The sequence below is a fragment of the Escherichia sp. GZ89 genome (genome assembly GCF_019366485.1).
Lineage (GTDB): Bacteria > Pseudomonadota > Gammaproteobacteria > Enterobacterales > Enterobacteriaceae > Escherichia > Escherichia fergusonii.
The window spans coordinates 39392-56872 of the sequence record NZ_JAEOHX010000010.1 but is presented as its reverse complement, the minus strand read 5'-3'; the positions used below and the strand labels follow the sequence as shown (position 1 = coordinate 56872).

17 protein-coding genes are annotated in these 17481 nt (G+C 47.4%); 12 read left to right on the top strand and 5 right to left on the bottom strand.

Annotated features, from left to right (window positions below):
* Positions 1 to 62 precede the first annotated feature (62 nt).
* Genes yfcF through yfcD form a run of 3 tightly spaced genes read left to right on the top strand, consistent with a single transcriptional unit; the run spans position 63 to position 1927 of the window.
* A complete protein-coding gene (gene yfcF, locus K0335_RS16140) occupies positions 63 to 707 on the top strand; it encodes a glutathione transferase (protein WP_219393924.1) in 645 nt (214 codons plus the stop codon).
* Positions 708 to 762: 55 nt separating this feature from the next.
* Positions 763 to 1314: a phosphodiesterase gene (gene yfcE / locus K0335_RS16135; protein WP_000772451.1), complete on the top strand. Its 552-nt coding sequence runs from the start codon at positions 763 to 765 to the stop codon at positions 1312 to 1314.
* Positions 1315 to 1372: 58 nt separating this feature from the next.
* Positions 1373 to 1927 carry an NUDIX hydrolase YfcD gene (gene yfcD / locus K0335_RS16130; protein ID WP_000437865.1) on the top strand — a complete coding sequence of 185 codons (555 nt, stop codon included), beginning with the start codon at positions 1373 to 1375 and terminating at the stop codon, positions 1925 to 1927.
* A gap of 1 nt (position 1928) precedes the next feature.
* Here the strand turns inward: yfcD and K0335_RS16125 are convergent, their stop codons facing one another.
* On the bottom strand, positions 1929 to 2948 hold the full coding sequence (locus K0335_RS16125) for a LacI family DNA-binding transcriptional regulator (RefSeq protein WP_001018806.1): 1020 nt from the start codon (positions 2946 to 2948) through the stop codon (positions 1929 to 1931).
* 249 nt (positions 2949 to 3197) lie between these two features.
* On the opposite strand from K0335_RS16125, the gene K0335_RS16120 reads away from it, so the two are divergent.
* The 5 genes from K0335_RS16120 to K0335_RS16100 all read left to right on the top strand — a co-directional run bounded on the left by K0335_RS16120 (position 3198) and on the right by K0335_RS16100 (position 7177).
* Positions 3198 to 3641 (top strand): PTS sugar transporter subunit IIA, encoded by a 444-nt coding sequence (locus K0335_RS16120; protein ID WP_104919529.1) that lies wholly within the window; start codon positions 3198 to 3200, stop codon positions 3639 to 3641.
* 79 nt (positions 3642 to 3720) lie between these two features.
* Complete coding sequence (locus K0335_RS16115) at positions 3721 to 3993, top strand: PTS sugar transporter subunit IIB (RefSeq protein WP_000699821.1); 273 nt, start codon at positions 3721 to 3723, stop codon at positions 3991 to 3993.
* A gap of 22 nt (positions 3994 to 4015) precedes the next feature.
* Complete coding sequence (locus K0335_RS16110) at positions 4016 to 5404, top strand: PTS ascorbate transporter subunit IIC (RefSeq protein ID WP_000470237.1); 1389 nt, start codon at positions 4016 to 4018, stop codon at positions 5402 to 5404.
* Entirely contained in the window at positions 5401 to 6231 is an 831-nt protein-coding gene (locus K0335_RS16105; protein WP_001101100.1) for a transketolase, read from the top strand. The genes K0335_RS16110 and K0335_RS16105 overlap by 4 nt, the downstream gene beginning before the upstream one ends.
* Positions 6224 to 7177, top strand: a complete 954-nt coding sequence (locus K0335_RS16100; RefSeq protein WP_000609006.1) for a transketolase family protein — start codon at positions 6224 to 6226, stop codon at positions 7175 to 7177. The genes K0335_RS16105 and K0335_RS16100 overlap by 8 nt, the downstream gene beginning before the upstream one ends.
* Positions 7178 to 7256: 79 nt before the next feature.
* On the opposite strand, the gene pta is transcribed toward K0335_RS16100, so the two are convergent.
* Together pta and ackA are read right to left on the bottom strand one after the other, a co-directional pair.
* Entirely contained in the window at positions 7257 to 9401 is a 2145-nt protein-coding gene (pta, locus tag K0335_RS16095) for a phosphate acetyltransferase (RefSeq protein ID WP_000086741.1), read from the bottom strand.
* A 76-nt stretch (positions 9402 to 9477) separates the two neighbouring features.
* On the bottom strand, positions 9478 to 10680 hold the full coding sequence (ackA, locus tag K0335_RS16090) for an acetate kinase (protein WP_000095699.1): 1203 nt from the start codon (positions 10678 to 10680) through the stop codon (positions 9478 to 9480).
* Positions 10681 to 11018: 338 nt separating this feature from the next.
* Between ackA and yfbV the strand changes: the two genes are divergently transcribed.
* The 4 genes from yfbV to K0335_RS16070 all read left to right on the top strand — a co-directional run bounded on the left by yfbV (position 11019) and on the right by K0335_RS16070 (position 14633).
* Positions 11019 to 11474 (top strand): terminus macrodomain insulation protein YfbV, encoded by a 456-nt coding sequence (gene yfbV, locus K0335_RS16085; RefSeq protein ID WP_000106470.1) that lies wholly within the window; start codon positions 11019 to 11021, stop codon positions 11472 to 11474.
* A gap of 81 nt (positions 11475 to 11555) precedes the next feature.
* The gene (locus tag K0335_RS16080; protein WP_000426130.1) at positions 11556 to 12053 is read left to right on the top strand and encodes a YfbU family protein; all 498 of its coding nucleotides are present in this window, start codon (positions 11556 to 11558) and stop codon (positions 12051 to 12053) included.
* A gap of 10 nt (positions 12054 to 12063) precedes the next feature.
* The gene (locus K0335_RS16075; RefSeq protein WP_001203376.1) at positions 12064 to 12714 is read left to right on the top strand and encodes a sugar phosphatase; all 651 of its coding nucleotides are present in this window, start codon (positions 12064 to 12066) and stop codon (positions 12712 to 12714) included.
* Between the two features lie 86 nt (positions 12715 to 12800).
* Positions 12801 to 14633: an SLC13 family permease gene (locus K0335_RS16070; RefSeq protein ID WP_001012915.1), complete on the top strand. Its 1833-nt coding sequence runs from the start codon at positions 12801 to 12803 to the stop codon at positions 14631 to 14633.
* Positions 14634 to 14672: 39 nt separating this feature from the next.
* Here K0335_RS16070 and yfbR read toward each other — a convergent pair whose 3' ends face one another.
* Both yfbR and alaA read right to left on the bottom strand, forming a co-directional pair.
* On the bottom strand, positions 14673 to 15272 hold the full coding sequence (yfbR, locus tag K0335_RS16065; RefSeq protein ID WP_104919527.1) for a 5'-deoxynucleotidase: 600 nt from the start codon (positions 15270 to 15272) through the stop codon (positions 14673 to 14675).
* Positions 15273 to 15357: 85 nt separating this feature from the next.
* Positions 15358 to 16575 carry an alanine transaminase AlaA gene (alaA, locus tag K0335_RS16060; protein ID WP_000074537.1) on the bottom strand — a complete coding sequence of 406 codons (1218 nt, stop codon included), beginning with the start codon at positions 16573 to 16575 and terminating at the stop codon, positions 15358 to 15360.
* Positions 16576 to 17481: the final 906 nt, after the last annotated feature.

Here is a 17481-nt window from a genome sequence, read left to right as displayed (position 1 = left end):
ACGTGACAGTGGTGAAAAGGCTCTATAGTTTGATAGCAAGCCCATTGAACGCTGAGGACATAATGAGTAAACCCGCAATCACGCTTTGGTCAGATGCCCATTTTTTCTCCCCTTATGTGCTATCCGCATTTGTTGCCATCCAGGAAAAGGGACTGGTATGTACGTTAAAAACGGTCGATCTTGCGGATGGTGAGCATTTGCGCCCCACATGGCAAGGCTATGCTCTGACACAGCGCGTGCCGCTGCTGCAAATCGAAGATTTTGAACTCAGTGAATCTTCAGCGATTGCTGAGTACCTTGAAGACTGTTTTGCTCCGCCAACCTGGGAGCGAATTTATCCGTTAGATCTACAAAAAAGAGCACGGGCAAGGCAGATTCAGGCCTGGTTACGCAGTGATCTGATGCCTCTACGGGAAGAGCGCTCAACCGATGTTATTTTTGCCGGAACAAAAAAAGCGCCACTCAGTGAGGCCGGTAGGTCGAGTGCCGGGAAACTGTTTGCGATTGCTGATAATTTACTGGCTCATGGAATGCCTAATCTGTTTGGCGAGTGGTGTATTGCTGATACTGATTTGGCGCTAATGATTAATCGTCTGGCGCTTCATGGTGATGATGTGCCTGAACGACTGGCGGATTATGCCGCATTCCAGTGGCAACGGGCGTCGGTACAGCGTTTTTGTGTGCTTTCTGCAAAGAGTACAGGCTGATAGAAGACAAAGAATCCAGTATCATAGCTAACGTTTTTTCGACGAGGAGTGAGTGATGAAACTGATGTTTGCATCGGACATTCATGGGTCGTTACCGGCGACGGAGCGGGTACTGGATATTTTTGCGCGAAGTGGCGCTCACTGGCTGGTAATTCTTGGTGATGTGCTAAATCATGGTCCACGGAATGCATTGCCAGAAGGTTATGCACCAGCAAAAGTGGCGGAACGACTCAATGAGGTGGCGGATAAAATTATTGCTGTACGCGGTAATTGTGACAGTGAAGTGGATCAGATGCTGCTTCGTTTTCCGCTGACAGCTCCCTGGCAGCAGGTTTTGCTGGAAGATAAGCGACTTTTCCTGACTCATGGACATCTCTTCGGACCAGAAAATCTTCCGTCACTCCATCATGGCGATGTTCTGGTCTACGGTCATACCCACGTCCCGGTAGCTGAAAAACGTGGAGATATTTTCCATTTCAACCCCGGTTCGGTAAGCATTCCTAAAGGGGGCTTTCCGGCCAGTTATGGCGTGTTGGATGACAATGTTTTTCAGGTAATCGCCCTGGATGAACAAAGTCATATTGCGCAGGTCGCGATTAATCCGTAATTTACCCCACACAACTAAACGCGCCGTAAGAGCGCAAGCAACAGAAGGTTTCCTGATAATGGAACAGCGTCATTTGGCAAGTACGGAATGGGTGGATATTGTCAATGAAGATAACGAAGTCATTGCACAAGCCAGCCGGGAGCAGATGCGAGCACAATGCCTGCGCCACCGTGCGACCTATATCGTCGTGCATGATGGAATGGGCAAAATTCTGGTTCAGCGTCGTACCGAGACAAAAGACTTTTTACCTGGAATGCTGGATGCCACCGCTGGTGGTGTGGTGCAGGCCGATGAACAATTACTGGAATCAGCCCGCCGTGAAGCTGAAGAGGAGTTGGGCATTGCAGGCGTTCCCTTTGCTGAACATGGACAGTTCTATTTTGAAGATAAAAACTGTCGCGTCTGGGGGGCACTTTTTAGCTGCGTCTCTCACGGGCCATTTGCACTACAGGAAGATGAAGTCAGTGAAGTTTGCTGGCTGACACCGGAAGAAATTACTGCCCGGTGCGATGAATTTACGCCTGATTCGCTGAAAGCGCTGGCGCTGTGGATGACCCGCAACGCCAGAAGTGATGTGGCAATTCAGGAAAAGCAGGAAGAAGCTGAAAAATAAGTCAGCAGCTTTCTCGCAAACATAAACTGGGAGCGATCAATTGACGATCGCTCCAGTTGCCGTCTTTAATCCTTTCCAGAAGTGCTCTTCCTGCTTCGAAACCAATTTTGCGATGTGGAACGGCCATAGTGGTTAATGGTGGTTGGCATACCCGACTCACATCACTGTCACCAAATCCGACCACGGCGAGTTCATCTGGTACTTTGATACGCCTTCTTTGACACTCATAAAGAACACCGCAAGCCAGCTCATCAGACACGCATACCAGAGCATCGAGTTCTGGCCATGCAAGTAAAAATTCAGGGAGTTGTGATGCGCCAGTTGAAAACACAGGAGGCAAAGCAGCATTGATGACGCGATCAGGAGACATATGATGGCGCAGCATGGCTTTATACCATCCTTGTAAATGTTGTTGGAAAATCCATTGTTCCTGATTAGCACACAACAGGCCAATATTCTGATAACCACGCTGCACCAGCATATCGGTCAGCTCGAACATAGCTGCTACGTTATCAATCCCAATATTCATATCAATGGGATCGGCACGAATCGCGCCAATCTCCATCACCGGAATTGAGGCATTTTTGAGCCAGTTACGCACAGTGTCACTATGTTCGACACTAAGCAAAATAGCGGCTGCAATATTGGATGCGAGAAGTGTTTCCAGTAGTTTCTCTTCTTGATCTAACCGGTGACGAGATTCTGCCAACATGATCTGGTATCCCGCAGGCTGCAGCGCTTGCTGGAGTCCGGCAAACATTTCTGAACATCCCGCTTCAGCCAGATTTGGAACGACCATCGCAATAGTATGTGAAGAAGCCGATGCCAGTGCACTTGCGGTGAGATTGGGCATATAGCCCAGCTCATGCACAGCGGCTTCAATTTTCTCCCGCAGCTTATCGGAAACTTGCTCAGGCGTACGTAACGCCCTGGATACGGTCATGGTTCCGACACCAGCCAGTTGCGCAACATCGGCGATGGTGACCTTTCCTGTACTACGACGTTTTCGGGTTATTGCCATACAAAATCCTGCTCAATTACAACAAATGGAGATACTTTTTTAGTTGTCATCTTCCGCTCCCTGTTGCTAGCAGTATACCTCTTAATTTCAGCCAGAAGTTTTGATTTCTAAAAGGGTAAGTATTTTGATAGCGCTATCACAAATCTGAATGATACATTTTGATAGCGCTATCTTTGTGACGTTGATCGCAGATATACCGCCGTTGCTTGCATACATTCTGGTCATAGAAATGAAAAATGAGGAGGACAAGTGCTTAATACCTGGCTTTCTGATTCAACAATCGCATTACGAAAGAATGTCGCAACCTGGCAGCAGGCATTAGATATTTGTGCCGGACCGTTACTGGAGGCAGAGATAATTACGGCGGATTATCTCAGTGCGATAAAAACACAACATGAAAAACTGGGGCCTTATTATGTCCTGGCTCCTGGGCTGGCCATGCCGCATGCCCGACCAGAAGAAGGAGCAAAAGGATTAGGGTTATCATTATTAAAACTTGAAGAAGGTGTCAGTTTTAATGCAGAGGAATTTGATCCTGTAGATGTCATCATTTTACTTGCCGCACCAGACAAACACAGTCATATCGAAATGATCTCGGCACTGGCTGAGTTATTTTCCAGTGAAAAAGATTTACAGGAATTACATCAGGCTCGCAACCTGGAGGAAATAAACACGATAATTTCACGATTCTAATTACATTATAAATTCAGTCTTTTCACAACATTACGCCGTTGCGTGATGAGAACTTCTACAACTTAAAATGGTGAATACAATGAAAATTATGGCTATTTGTGGCTCAGGGCTAGGTAGTAGTTTTATGGTCGAAATGAATATTAAAAAAGTCCTGAAAAAAATGGAGATAGAAGCGGAAGTGGAGCATTCCGATCTTTCATCAGCAACGCCTGGTGCTGCTGATTTATTTGTGATGGCAAAAGATATTGCCGCCAGTGCCAGCGTACCGGAAAGTCAGTTGGTGGTTATCAACAACATCATTGATATTAATGAACTCGAAACGCAATTGCGTAACTGGTTCGCAAAACAATAACCTTAATTGAAGCGAGGTGGATATGTTTATCCTTGAAACGCTGAATTTTGTTGTTGATATACTCAAAGTGCCCTCGGTACTGGTCGGCTTGATTGCCTTAATTGGCCTGGTTGCCCAGAAAAAAGCCTTTTCAGATGTTGTTAAAGGCACAATTAAAACTATCCTTGGCTTTATTGTACTGGGCGGTGGTGCCACTGTTCTGGTGGGTTCGTTAAATCCGCTGGGGAGTATGTTTGAGCATGCCTTTAATATTCAAGGCATCATTCCGAATAATGAGGCTATTGTTTCTATTGCGCTGGAGAAATATGGCGCATCGACGGCACTTATTATGGCGTTTGGTATGGTGGCGAATATTATTGTTGCCCGCTTTACCCGCCTGAAATACATCTTCCTGACCGGTCATCACACATTTTACATGGCTTGCATGATTGGTGTAATTCTGACAGTGGCTGGTTTTGAAGGCGTATCACTGGTATTTACCGGTTCTCTTATTCTTGGACTGGTGATGGCGTTTTTCCCGGCATTAGCACAACGCTATATGAGGCGTATTACCGGGAATGATGAAATCGCTTTTGGTCACTTTGGTACTCTGGGATATGTGCTCTCTGGCTGGATTGGCAGCGTATGCGGTAAAGGTTCCCGTTCCACCGAAGAGATGAATTTGCCCAAAAATCTGAGCTTCCTGCGCGATAGTTCCATCTCTATTTCTCTTACGATGATGGTGATTTATCTGATCATGGCAATCAGTGCGGGTCGTGAGTACGTTGAAAGCCAGTTCAGTGGCGGTCAAAACTACCTTGTCTACGCCATCATTATGGCCATCACCTTCGCTGCTGGCGTATTTATCATTCTGCAAGGTGTGCGTTTAATCCTTGCTGAAATAGTTCCGGCATTTACCGGGTTCTCAGAAAAGCTGGTGCCGAATGCCCGTCCAGCCCTCGATTGCCCGGTTGTGTATCCATATGCGCCAAACGCAGTGCTAATTGGTTTCTTGTTTAGCTTTCTTGGCGGTTTGGTGGGGCTATTTTTGTTGGGGCAGATGAAGCTGGTGCTGATCCTTCCTGGTGTCGTTCCTCACTTCTTCACCGGGGCGACTGCGGGGGTATTTGGTAACGCTACGGGTGGACGTCGCGGCGCAATGATTGGTGCTTTTGCGAATGGCTTATTGATTACCTTCCTGCCAGTGCTGTTATTGCCAGTTTTGGGGGCGATAGGCTTTGCTAATACGACCTTTTCCGATGCAGATTTTGGTGCTGTCGGTATCGTTCTCGGAAACCTGGCACGTTATCTCTCACCTTTTGCCATCACCGGACTTGTAGTCGCAGTATTTGTACTGCTGGTTGCCTGGAACATTTTCGCCAATAACAAACTCGCTGCCAAAGCGCAGGAGAAGAGCGGAGCCAAATCATGAATGTTAAGGAAGTGACGCAATTTGCACGGGATATACGTATCCAGACGCTGAAATCATTAACCCATCTTGGCTTCGGTCATTATGGTGGCAGCATGTCGGTTGTGGAAACGCTAGCGGTGCTTTATGGCGCGGTAATGAAAATTGATCCTGCTGATCCCGACTGGCCTGAGCGTGACTATTTTGTCTTGTCAAAAGGACATGCCGGACCTGCGCTCTACAGTACTCTGGCGTTGAAAGGTTATTTTCCACTGGAAGAATTAAGCACCTTAAATCAGAACGGCACTCGCTTACCAAGTCATCCGGATCGGCTAAAGACGCGTGGTGTTGATGCCACTACAGGATCGCTGGGGCAGGGGATATCCATTGCCGGGGGGATGGCGCTGTCGCATAAACTGGCGGGGCGCAAGAATCGGGTATTTTGTATTGTTGGCGATGGAGAACTTAATGAAGGTCAGTGTTGGGAAGCCTTCCAGTTTATCGCGCATCATCGGTTGAATAATCTCACTGTTTTTGTGGACTGGAACAAACAGCAGCTTGATGGTCAACTGGACGAAATCATTAATCCGTTTGATTTAGAAAGTAAATTCCGCGCTTTCGGTTTTGATGTCGTGACAGTGAAGGGCGATGATATTGAGGGCTTGTTGAATGTAGTTAAACCTGTCCCGCCAGCTGAGGCCAGACCGAGAGTGGTCATTCTCGATAGCATTAAAGGGCAGGGTGTACCGTGTCTTGAGCAACTCAGTAATTCCCATCATTTACGCCTCACGGAAGAGATGAAGGAGACGCTAAACGAAACAATTTGCCAACTGGAGGCCATGCATGATTAATCTCGCACCGGCAGGACAAAAAGACAGCATCGAAATGCGCAAAATTTATGCAGGATTTATCGCGCAACAGAGTGAAAACGGTAATTCTGTCATTGCTCTTGAGGCTGATTTAATGAGTTCCATGGCAATGGACAGCGTAGCGCGGGATTATCCACAGCGCGTTATTAATTGCGGCATTATGGAAGCCAATGTTATCGGCACAGCTGCGGGGCTGGCCTTAACCGGGCGCAAGCCATTCGTACATACCTTTACCGCATTTGCCAGTCGTCGCTGTTTTGATCAGCTCTTTATGTCGCTTGATTACCAGCGTGCTAACGTAAAAGTTATCGCTTCTGATGCGGGTGTTACTGCTTGCCACAATGGCGGAACACATATGTCATTTGAAGATATGGGGATTGTGCGCGGGCTGGCACATTCGGTGGTAATGGAGATGACCGATGCCGTAATGTTTAGCGATATTTTGCGTCAACTCGTTGAGTTGGAAGGGTTTTATTGGGTTCGTACCATCCGTAAGCAAGCAGCGAGTATTTACGCACCAGGTACGACCTTTACGATTGGTAAAGGACAGGTATTACGTGAAGGAACGGATATCACCTTGATTGCTAATGGCATTATGGTGGCAGAAGCGCTTGAGGCAGCTCGTCAACTTGAGCAGGCTGGGGTAAGTGCAGCGGTCATTGATATGTTTACTCTCAAACCTATCGATCGGATGTTAATTAAAAATTATGCCGAAAAAACAGGGCGGATCGTGACATGTGAAAACCATAGTATTCACAATGGATTAGGTTCAGCAGTTGCTGAAGTACTTGTAGAAACTTGTCCTGTCCCCATGCGTCGGGTGGGGGTTAAAGAGCGGTATGGCCAGGTGGGAACTCAGGACTTTTTACAAAGGGAATATGGTTTAACGGCACATGATATTGTGGCGGCTGCGAGAGAGTTGTTGTAACTGATTCTAAAATAAAAAATCCGGAAATAATCACTATTTCCGGATTTTGCTTTTAGTCTTTTACGCTAAACAGAAAAGATTACTTCTGCTGTTGTGCAGACTGGATCGCGGTCAGAGCGATAGTGTAGACGATATCGTCAACCAGTGCGCCTCGAGACAAGTCGTTAACCGGCTTGCGCATACCCTGCAGCATCGGCCCGATGGAGATCAGGTCAGCAGAACGCTGTACCGCTTTGTAGGTGGTGTTACCGGTGTTCAGATCCGGGAAGATGAACACGGTAGCGCGACCTGCAACCGGAGAGTTCGGTGCTTTAGATTTCGCAACGTCAGCCATTACTGCAGCATCGTACTGCAGCGGGCCGTCGATCATCAGGTCAGGACGTTTTTCCTGCGCCAGACGAGTTGCTTCGCGAACTTTCTCTACATCGCTGCCTGCACCAGAAGTCCCGGTGGAGTAGGAGAGCATGGCTACACGCGGTTCGATACCAAAAGCAGTAGCAGAATCAGCAGACTGAATCGCGATTTCTGCCAGCTGCTCAGCGGTCGGGTCCGGGTTGATCGCGCAGTCACCGTAAACGTAAACCTGTTCCGGCAGCAGCATGAAGAACACAGAAGATACTAAAGAGCTACCCGGTGCAGTTTTGATCAGCTGCAGCGGCGGACGGATGGTGTTTGCGGTGGTGTGAACAGCACCGGAAACCAGACCGTCAACTTCATCCTGCTCCAGCATCAGAGTGCCGAGAACCACGTTGTCTTCCAGCTGTTCGCGGGCAACGGTTTCGGTCATACCTTTGCTCTTACGCAGTTCAACCAGGCGGCCAACATAGCTTTCGCGAACAACTTCTGGATCGACGATTTCAATGCCAGCACCCAGTTCTACGCCCTGAGATGCCGCAACACGGTTGATTTCTTCCGGGTTACCCAGAAGCACACAAGTTGCGATACCACGTTCCGCGCAAATAGCCGCTGCTTTCACTGTACGTGGTTCGTCACCTTCTGGCAGAACAATGCGCTTACCGGCTTTGCGTGCCAGTTCGGTCAGCTGATAGCGGAATGCTGGCGGAGACAGACGACGGCTGCGCTCGGAAGTAGCCGTCAGAGATTCGATCCAGTCAGCGTTGATGTAGTTAGCAACGTATTCCTGAACTTTCTCGATACGCTCGTGATCGTCAACCGGAACTTCCAGATTGAAGCTCTGCAGGCTTAAAGAAGTCTGCCAGGTGTTGGTGTTCACCATAAATACCGGCAGGCCAGTAGCAAACGCACGCTCGCACAGTTTAGAAATACGTGCGTCCATTTCGTAGCCGCCAGTCAGCAGCAGAGCACCAATTTCTACGCCATTCATCGCAGCCAGGCAAGCGGCAACCAGTACGTCAGGACGGTCTGCGGAAGTTACCAGCAGAGAACCGGCACGGAAGTGCTCAAGCATATGCGGAATGCTACGGGCACAGAACGTAACGGATTTAACACGGCGAGTGTTGATATCACCTTCGTTAATAATGGTTGCGTTCAGGTGACGCGCCATATCGATCGCACGGGTTGCGATCAGATCAAAGCTCCACGGCACGATGCCAAGTACTGGCAGCGGGCTGGATTCCAGCAGTTTCGCTGGATCAAACTTGGTGACATGCGCTTTAGAAGAGTCGTCGAAAATCTCAGACAGATCCGGACGAGTGCGCCCCTGGTCGTCAACGGGCGCGTTCAATTTGTTAACGATAACGCCGATGATATTGGTATTTTTGGCACCGCCGAAGCTGCTGCGCGTCAGTTCGATACGCTCTTTCAGTTGTTCTGGCGTGTCAGAACCCTGAGACATGACAAAGACGATTTCCGCGTTCAGCGTTTTCGCAATTTCATAGTTCAGAGACTGAGCAAACTGATGTTTACGTGTTGGAACCAGACCTTCAACCAGAACGACTTCAGCATCTTTGGTGTTGGCATGATAGTTGGCGATGATCTCTTCCATCAGCACATCTTTTTGATTGCTGGAAAGCAGAGACTCAACGTGGCTCATTTTCAGAGGTTCAGCCGTTGCCAGCGTGGAGTTTGCGCGGACGATAGCTGTGGTCTGGTCAGGAGCATCGCTACCGGAACGCGGTTGAGCGATAGGCTTAAAGACGCTCAGGCGAACGCCTTTACGTTCCATAGCGCGGACAACGCCAAGGCTGACGCTGGTCAGACCGACGCTTGTTCCGGTAGGGATCAGCATAATAATACGGGACACGATTTATCCTCTTTCGTTACCGCCGAAGGTGGGCGGGTTACAAAACAGCACCGCCAGCAGGGCTGGCGGTGTGAAATCAGGCAGTCAGACGGCTCGCGTCTTGCGCGATAACCAGTTCTTCGTTGGTTGGGATAACCACCGCAGGACGGGTACCTTCTTTGTTAATGAAACCAGATTTGCCAAAACGTGCAGCCAGATTACGCTCGTGATCTACTTCAAAGCCCAGCACACCCAGTTTACCCAGAGACAGTTCGCGAACCATCGCTGCGTTTTCACCGATACCACCAGTGAATACAACAGCATCCAGGCGACCATCCATCAGTGCTGTGTAAGCACCGATGTATTTCGCCAGGCGGTGGCAGTATACGTCCATTGCGCGTTTCGCGTCTTCTTTAGTCGCGTAGTTATCTTCAACATAACGGCAGTCGCTGGTCACTTCGGTCAGACCCAGCAGACCAGACTCTTTGGTCAGCATTTTGTTGATGGCGTCTACGCTCATGCCCAGAGTGTCGTGCAGATGGAAGATGATCGCCGGATCGATATCGCCAGAGCGAGTACCCATTACCAGGCCTTCCAGCGGAGTCAGACCCATAGAGGTGTCAACACATTTGCCGTTACGGATAGCAGAAACAGAACCGCCGTTACCCAGGTGGCAGGTAATGATGTTCAGTTCTTCTACCGGTTTGTTCAGCATTTTTGCCGCTTCCTGAGTAACATAGAAGTGGCTGGTGCCGTGTGCGCCGTAGCGACGAATACCATGCTCTTTATACAGATTGTACGGCAGGGCGTAGAGGTAAGATTCTTCCGGCATTGTCTGATGGAACGCAGTATCGAATACCGCTACGTTCTTGTCTTTCAGTTGCGGGAAAGATTTCAGAGCTTCTTCGATACCGATCAGGTGTGCAGGGTTATGCAGCGGTGCAAAAGAGGCTGCATCTTTGATACCCTGGATAACAGAGTCATCGATAACGACGGAGCTGGTGTATTTTTCACCACCGTGAACGATACGGTGACCGATAGCAGTCAGCTGCGCAGACAGTTCTGGTTTTTGTGCCAGAATAGTGTTAACGATAAAGTTAAGCGCTTCACTGTGAGCGGCGCCTGCACCTAAAGCCGCTTCTTGTTTATTGCCGTCCATTTTCCATTTGATACGGGCTTCAGGAAGATGGAAACATTCGGCTAAACCAGAAAGGTACTCTTCACCATTTACTGCATCGATGATGGCAAATTTCAGTGAAGAACTACCGCAGTTCAGAACCAGTACTAACTTACTCGACATGGAAGTACCTATAATTGATACGTGGCTAAAAAAACGTCAGGAGTCATACAGCGTAGCGCAGGATAACAATGACATTTATGATTAACATCATGCACTCAGAAAATTTTTGGCATGATGCAATAAAACCCTTTGAGTCTATGCCATTTTGCGTATTTTTCAGGCAGTGGCATACTATAAGAAAATTTGACGACTCAATGGTATTAGTCTATAGGCCTGTTTCAGGCTGGCACAGAATACATGATAGTGGGTACAGATGACAAAATGTTTTGAACGTTGTCCCTCACAGTTGTTGTTTTGCACAATTATTTGAATTTTTATATGTGAAGTTGAGGTAAGCCATGTCAACACCGGATGATCGTTCTGTTAATTTTTTTAGTCTTTTTCGCCGGGGACAGCATTATTCTAAGACGTGGCCAATGGAAAAACGCCTCGCTCCGGTCTTTGTCGAAAATCGTGTAATCAGGATGACTCGTTATGCGATTCGCTTTATGCCGCCCATCGCGGTGTTCACCTTATGCTGGCAAATTGCCCTTGGTGGGCAGTTAGGCCCAGCGGTAGCGACAGCTCTGTTTGCCCTTAGCCTGCCGATGCAAGGGTTATGGTGGCTGGGAAAGCGTTCAGTTACGCCCCTGCCACCTTCTATTCTTAACTGGTTTTACGAAGTTCGGGGTAAATTACAGGATGCCGGGCAAGTTCTGGCTCCGGTAGAAGGCAAACCAGATTACCAGGCGTTAGCTGACACGCTTAAGCGCGCCTTCAAACAACTGGATAAAACTTTCCTTGATGATTTGTAATTCCCCCCAGATTACGCATATAAAAGAAGGCACTGATGCCTTCTTTTTTTTCACAGTTGTAAAGTGATACAGGAGTCCCAAATGGAAATGACTAACGCACAACGTCTCATTTTATCTAACCAGTACAAAATGATGACTATGCTGGATCCAGCAAATGCCGAGCGTTACCGTCGTCTACAGACAATTATCGAGCGTGGTTATGGCCTGCAAATGCGTGAGCTTGACCGCGAATTTGGAGAGTTAACGGAAGAAACCTGCCGCACCATTATCGACATTATGGAGATGTATCATGCTTTGCATGTCTCCTGGACCAACCTGAAAGATGCACAAACTAATATTGATGAGCGCCGTGTAACTTTCCTCGGCTTTGATGCTGCCACAGAAGCTCGTTACCTTGGCTATGTCCGTTTTATGGTGAATATTGAAGGGCGTTATACCCACTTTGACGCCGGTACTCATGGTTTTAACGCTCAAACACCAATGTGGGAGAAGTACCAGCGAATGTTAAAAGTTTGGCATTCTTGCCCGCGTCAATACCACTTGAGCGCTAACGAAATTAATCAAATTATCAACGCCTGAGGAGGCTGATGTGCGGTGTAAAGGCTTTCTGTTTGACCTTGATGGTACGCTGGTTGATTCCTTACCGGCAGTAGAGCGTGCGTGGTGTAACTGGGCCGATCGTTTTGGGATTGATCACCATGAGTTGTTGAGTTTCATTCATGGCAAACAGGCGATCACTTCCCTGCGCCATTTTATGCCAGGAAGACCGGAGGAAGAGATACTGGCTGAATTTACCCGCCTGGAGCAGATCGAGGCGACGCAAACTGAAGGTATCACCGCACTACCAGGGGCGATTGAACTCCTCACTCATCTTAATAAATCAGGCATTCCATGGGCTATCGTTACTTCTGGCTCAATGCCGGTTGCACGTGCTCGCCATCAGGTTGCCGGGCTGCCATTCCCTGAAGTATTTGTTACCGCTGAACGGGTAAAAAGAGGGAAACCAGAACCGGATGCTTATCTCTTGGGGGCGCAACTGCTCGGCCTTGAACCAAAAGAGTGTGTTGTCGTGGAGGATGCCCCTGCGGGTGTACTTTCCGGGTTGGCTGCAGGTTGCCATGTCATTGCTGTGAATACGCCAGCAGACACGCCGCGTTTGAGTGAGGTTGATTTTGTGCTGACCAGTTTGCAGCAAATCACCGTAACAAAGCAGCCGAATGGAGAAGTTATTATTCAGTGAAACACCTGAGTATGATTTAGCTCCGTTTTGGTGGTTTTGTTTTATGGCAGAATCTAGTAATTCTCATCATTTAACAAGGATGTATTGTGAACGGTGAATTAATCTGGGTTCTGTCATTATTAGTAATTGCCGTCATTATGTTTGCGACGGGCAAAGTGCGTATGGATGCCGTTGCTTTGTTCGTCATTGTTGCGTTTGTGCTCAGTGGCACGCTCACCATTTCAGAAGCCTTTTCAGGTTTTAGTGATCCCAATGTCGTGTTAATTGCTGCCTTATTTATCATCGGCGATGGTCTGGTGCGTACTGGTGTAGCAACGGTAATGGGGGCCTGGCTGGTAAAGGTGGCTGGCAGCAGTGAAATTAAGATGCTGGTTTTACTGATGTTAACCGTTGCCGGGCTGGGGGCATTCATGAGCTCTACTGGCGTGGTGGCAATTTTTATTCCTGTTGTATTAAGTGTCTCAATGCGAATGCAAACCTCACCGTCACGTCTGATGATGCCTTTGAGTTTTGCAGGTCTGATTAGTGGCATGATGACGCTGGTGGCGACACCACCTAACCTGGTCGTAAACAGTGAACTGCTGCGTGAGGGGTTCCACGGTTTTAGCTTTTTTAGCGTAACGCCAATCGGTCTGGTTGTATTGGTTTTTGGCATTCTTTATATGCTGGTAATGCGCTTTATGCTTAAAGGCGACAATCCCGCACAGCAAGGTGAGGGCTGGAAAAGACGGACATTTCGCGACCTTATCAAAGAATACCGGCTCACCGGGCGAGCCCGGCGCCTCGCTATCCGCCCGGGATCTCCGCTGGTTGGTCAACGACTCGATGATCTGAAATTGCGTGAACGCTACGGTGCGAACGTCATCGGTGTTGAACGCTGGCGACGTTTTCGCCGCGTAATCGTGAACGTTAACGGGGTTTCTGAGTTTCGGGCACGTGATGTTTTGTTAATCGATATGTCTGCAGCAGACGTCGATCTCCGACAATTTTGTAGCGAACAATTGCTTGAACCGATGGTTCTGCGGGGAGAATACTTTTCTGATCAAGCCCTGGATGTGGGAATGGCGGAAATATCATTGATTCCTGAATCGGAGCTGATTGGCAAATCGGTACGTGAAATAGGTTTTCGTACGCGCTATGGACTGAATGTCGTGGGCTTAAAACGAGACGGGGTCGCTCTGGAAGGTTCGCTGACAGATGAACCACTACGGCTGGGCGATATTATTCTGGTGGTGGGAAACTGGAAACTCATCGGTATGCTGGCGAAACAGGGGCGTGATTTTGTAGTCCTGAATATGCCAGCCGAAGTCAGCGAAGCGTCTCCGGCTCACAGTCAGGCTCCCCATGCAATTTTCTGTCTGGTCCTTATGATTGCTCTTATGCTTACCGATGAAATTCCTAATCCTATTGCCGCGATCATTGCCTGCCTGCTGATGGGAAAATTTCGCTGTATTGATGCGGAAAGCGCATATAAAGCGATTCACTGGCCAAGCATAATTTTGATTGTCGGTATGATGCCCTTTGCTTTGGCACTGCAAAAAACGGGCGGTGTTGATCTGGTCGTTAAAGGGTTGATGGAAGTCGGGGGGGGCAAAGGGCCTTATATTATGCTGGGCTGCTTATTCGTTTTATGCGCAGTGATTGGTTTGTTCATCTCTAACACAGCAACGGCGGTATTAATGGCTCCTATCGCGTTGGCCGCAGCGAAAACTATGGGAGTTTCACCTTATCCTTTCGCGATGGTCGTCGCGATGGCTGCATCAGCGGCCTTCATGACACCGGTATCTTCACCAGTAAACACACTTGTACTTGGTCCGGGCAATTATCGCTTCAGCGATTTTGTGAAGATAGGTGTACCTTTCACTATTATCGTTATGGCGGTCTGTCTGGTGATTATTCCTGTGATGTTCCCATTTTGACGTTCTGCCGGGTAAGCGCAGGCTTTACCCGGCAAGGCATTACAACGGAGAGTCCTGGCTGATTTCGTCGAGAGAAAGATGAAAACTGGGCACAAACACCGCCATAAAATAGTCCATCTCTGCGCTTCGACGTTCTTGTAATGTCTTTTCAAGTCGAGTTTTTGCCAGCAAAAATTCGTTATTTCCTGCTGATAACTCTTCAAGGCATTTAAGATAGGCGCAGAGTGCATCAGCTTGTTTCACAATCGCTTTTTCTTCATCACTCCAACGACTTTCGTCAATAAAAGGGGCGAAAATATCCTGCAACTCTTCAGGTATCATATCAACCAGCTTCTGCTGGGCAATTTTCTCGATAGCTTTATATTCCTGAGCAATTTGGGAATTGAAATATTTAACCGGGGTAGGGAGATCTCCGGTTAAAACTTCCGAGGTGTCGTGGTACATCGCCAGTAATGCGATATGTTCAGGATTGGTCTGTCCGCCAAATTTTCGATTCTTAATTGCTGCCAGTGCATGAGCTACCATTGCAACCTGTAAGCTGTGTTCAGAAACATTTTCAGTCCGAACATTACGCATCAAGGGCCAGCGATTTATTAGTTTCAGGCGGGAAAGATAGGCAAAAAAATGGCTCTGCTTCATAGTAACCTTTTTGGTTATAAAGACCTGAAGATTATTGTGCGCAGAGAATGCCGCCGGATGCAAATTCCGGCAGCATTTTTGGAGTTTACAACTGATGATAACCTGACAGGAAGCGGGCAAATTTATTCAATGACATCTCAATATCATCGATTCGTGGCAGCGTAACGATACGGAAGTGGTCCGGCCACGGCCAGTTAAATGCCGTACCCTGTACCAGCAACACTTTTTCCTGTAACAGGAAATCGAGCACCATTTTCTGGTCATCGTGAATATTGAAGCGTTTGGCATCAATTTTGGGGAACATATATAACGCACCGCGTGGTTTCACGCATGAGACGCCAGGAATATCATTAATCAATTCCCATGCCCGATTACGTTGTTCATATAAACGCCCACCCGGGGTAATAAATTCGCTAATACTTTGATAACCACCAAGCGCGGTTTGTATGGCATGTTGCGCAGGCACGTTAGCGCACAAACGCATGGATGCCAGCATTTCCAGACCTTCAATATAGCCTTTTGCGTGCTTTTTCGGACCATTAAGAACCATCCAGCCCTGGCGGAAGCCTGCCACCCGGTAGGTTTTTGACAGGCCATTGAAGGTGATGGTTAACAAATCGGGTGCCAGTGGTGCAATAGAATGATGTTCGGCGTCGTCGTAAAGAATTTTGTCGTAAATCTCGTCGGCAAAAATTATCAGATTATGCTGGCGTGCAATCTCAACAATTTCCATCAGCAACTCTTTCGAGTAGACCGCACCGGTTGGGTTATTGGGGTTGATAATCACAATACCGCGCGTGCGGGGAGTGATTTTGGCACGGATATCATCAAGATCCGGGAACCAGTCTGATGACTCATCACAAAGGTAGTGCACCGCTTTTCCGCTGGATAACGCAACAGCTGCAGTCCACAAGGGGTAATCAGGTGCCGGCACCAGCATTTCATCCCCACTGTTCAGCAATGCCTGCATCGCCTGAACAATAAGTTCTGATACACCGTTCCCAATATAGATATCTTCAACGGTAACATCGCGCATACCGCGTGCCTGGTAATGTTGCATGATCGCTTTACGGGCGGAATACAGCCCTTTTGAATCACAATAACCTTGCGCAGTTGGCAGATTACGGATTACATCAACCAGGATTTCATCAGGCGCCTCAAAACCAAAAGGGGCCGGGTTACCGATATTAAGTTTCAGAACTTTATTGCCTTCTTCTTCCAGACGCTTAGCTTCTTTCAGAACCGGGCCACGAATGTCGTAACAGACATTTTCTAGTTTGCTGGATTTTTCAATGGGGGACATGAATCTTGACCTTTTTCCTGTTGTCGCCACTCCCTGCCGTGGAAGTCAGCCTGGAACAATGTACTCCCACTGCAGTAAGTTTTGAAGAGTCTGCAGAGGAAGATTTTGTTGGAATGACGCGCGCTGATATGCTGTAAATGACTTAATAATAAACTAATAATTGGCTTTATATTCTTAATTTTATTTAAATTACAGAATATAGTTCTGTAATTGTCTGGATGGAGTGGTTGTTTGTCTTGTTAAGATTAAGTCAGATAATCTGTTATTAAATTGAGTTACTATCAACAGACTTTAATATTTCGCAATTAGTGAAAGATTATAACAGTAGTTAACAAACCAGATGTTTGTACAGATCGTATCTGTGAATCTATTGTTAAGTATAATTAATGATTAACGTAATAAGGAGGTAATTATTATTTAATATTCAGAATCGTTTTACTTAATGCATTAATAATACATGATTACATTTACGAACCTAACATTACTTTGCATAAGATTAATCGTAATAACACTTATAAATAAAATGGTTTTAGGGTAAGATGTTCTCCAACAAATGGGGCTATTCCAGTTGTTGTGAGAGTGTTTAGTACTGGCCGTTATGGATAACCCATTATTAAATAGCGTGTTTTTGTTAAGAAGTACATAGGGGTTGTTGTCCAGATTTACAAAATCTACCTTTTTTCATTAGTAGAAAAACAGCGAACAACTTAATCGTCGTGCATTCTCTGACAATATATTCTGTGATCTACTTCAGGTATTAACAAGTAAGAAAGAGAGTGACCTTCCGAAAGTTGTTCAATATACATTTTCGCACTCGCCTGGTCTGACCAGGTGAATCTGCCAGGGTGGCACATTACAAATGGAATTGTTTGCTTGTTTGTGTGTGCACAGCATTAACCAGCTCAG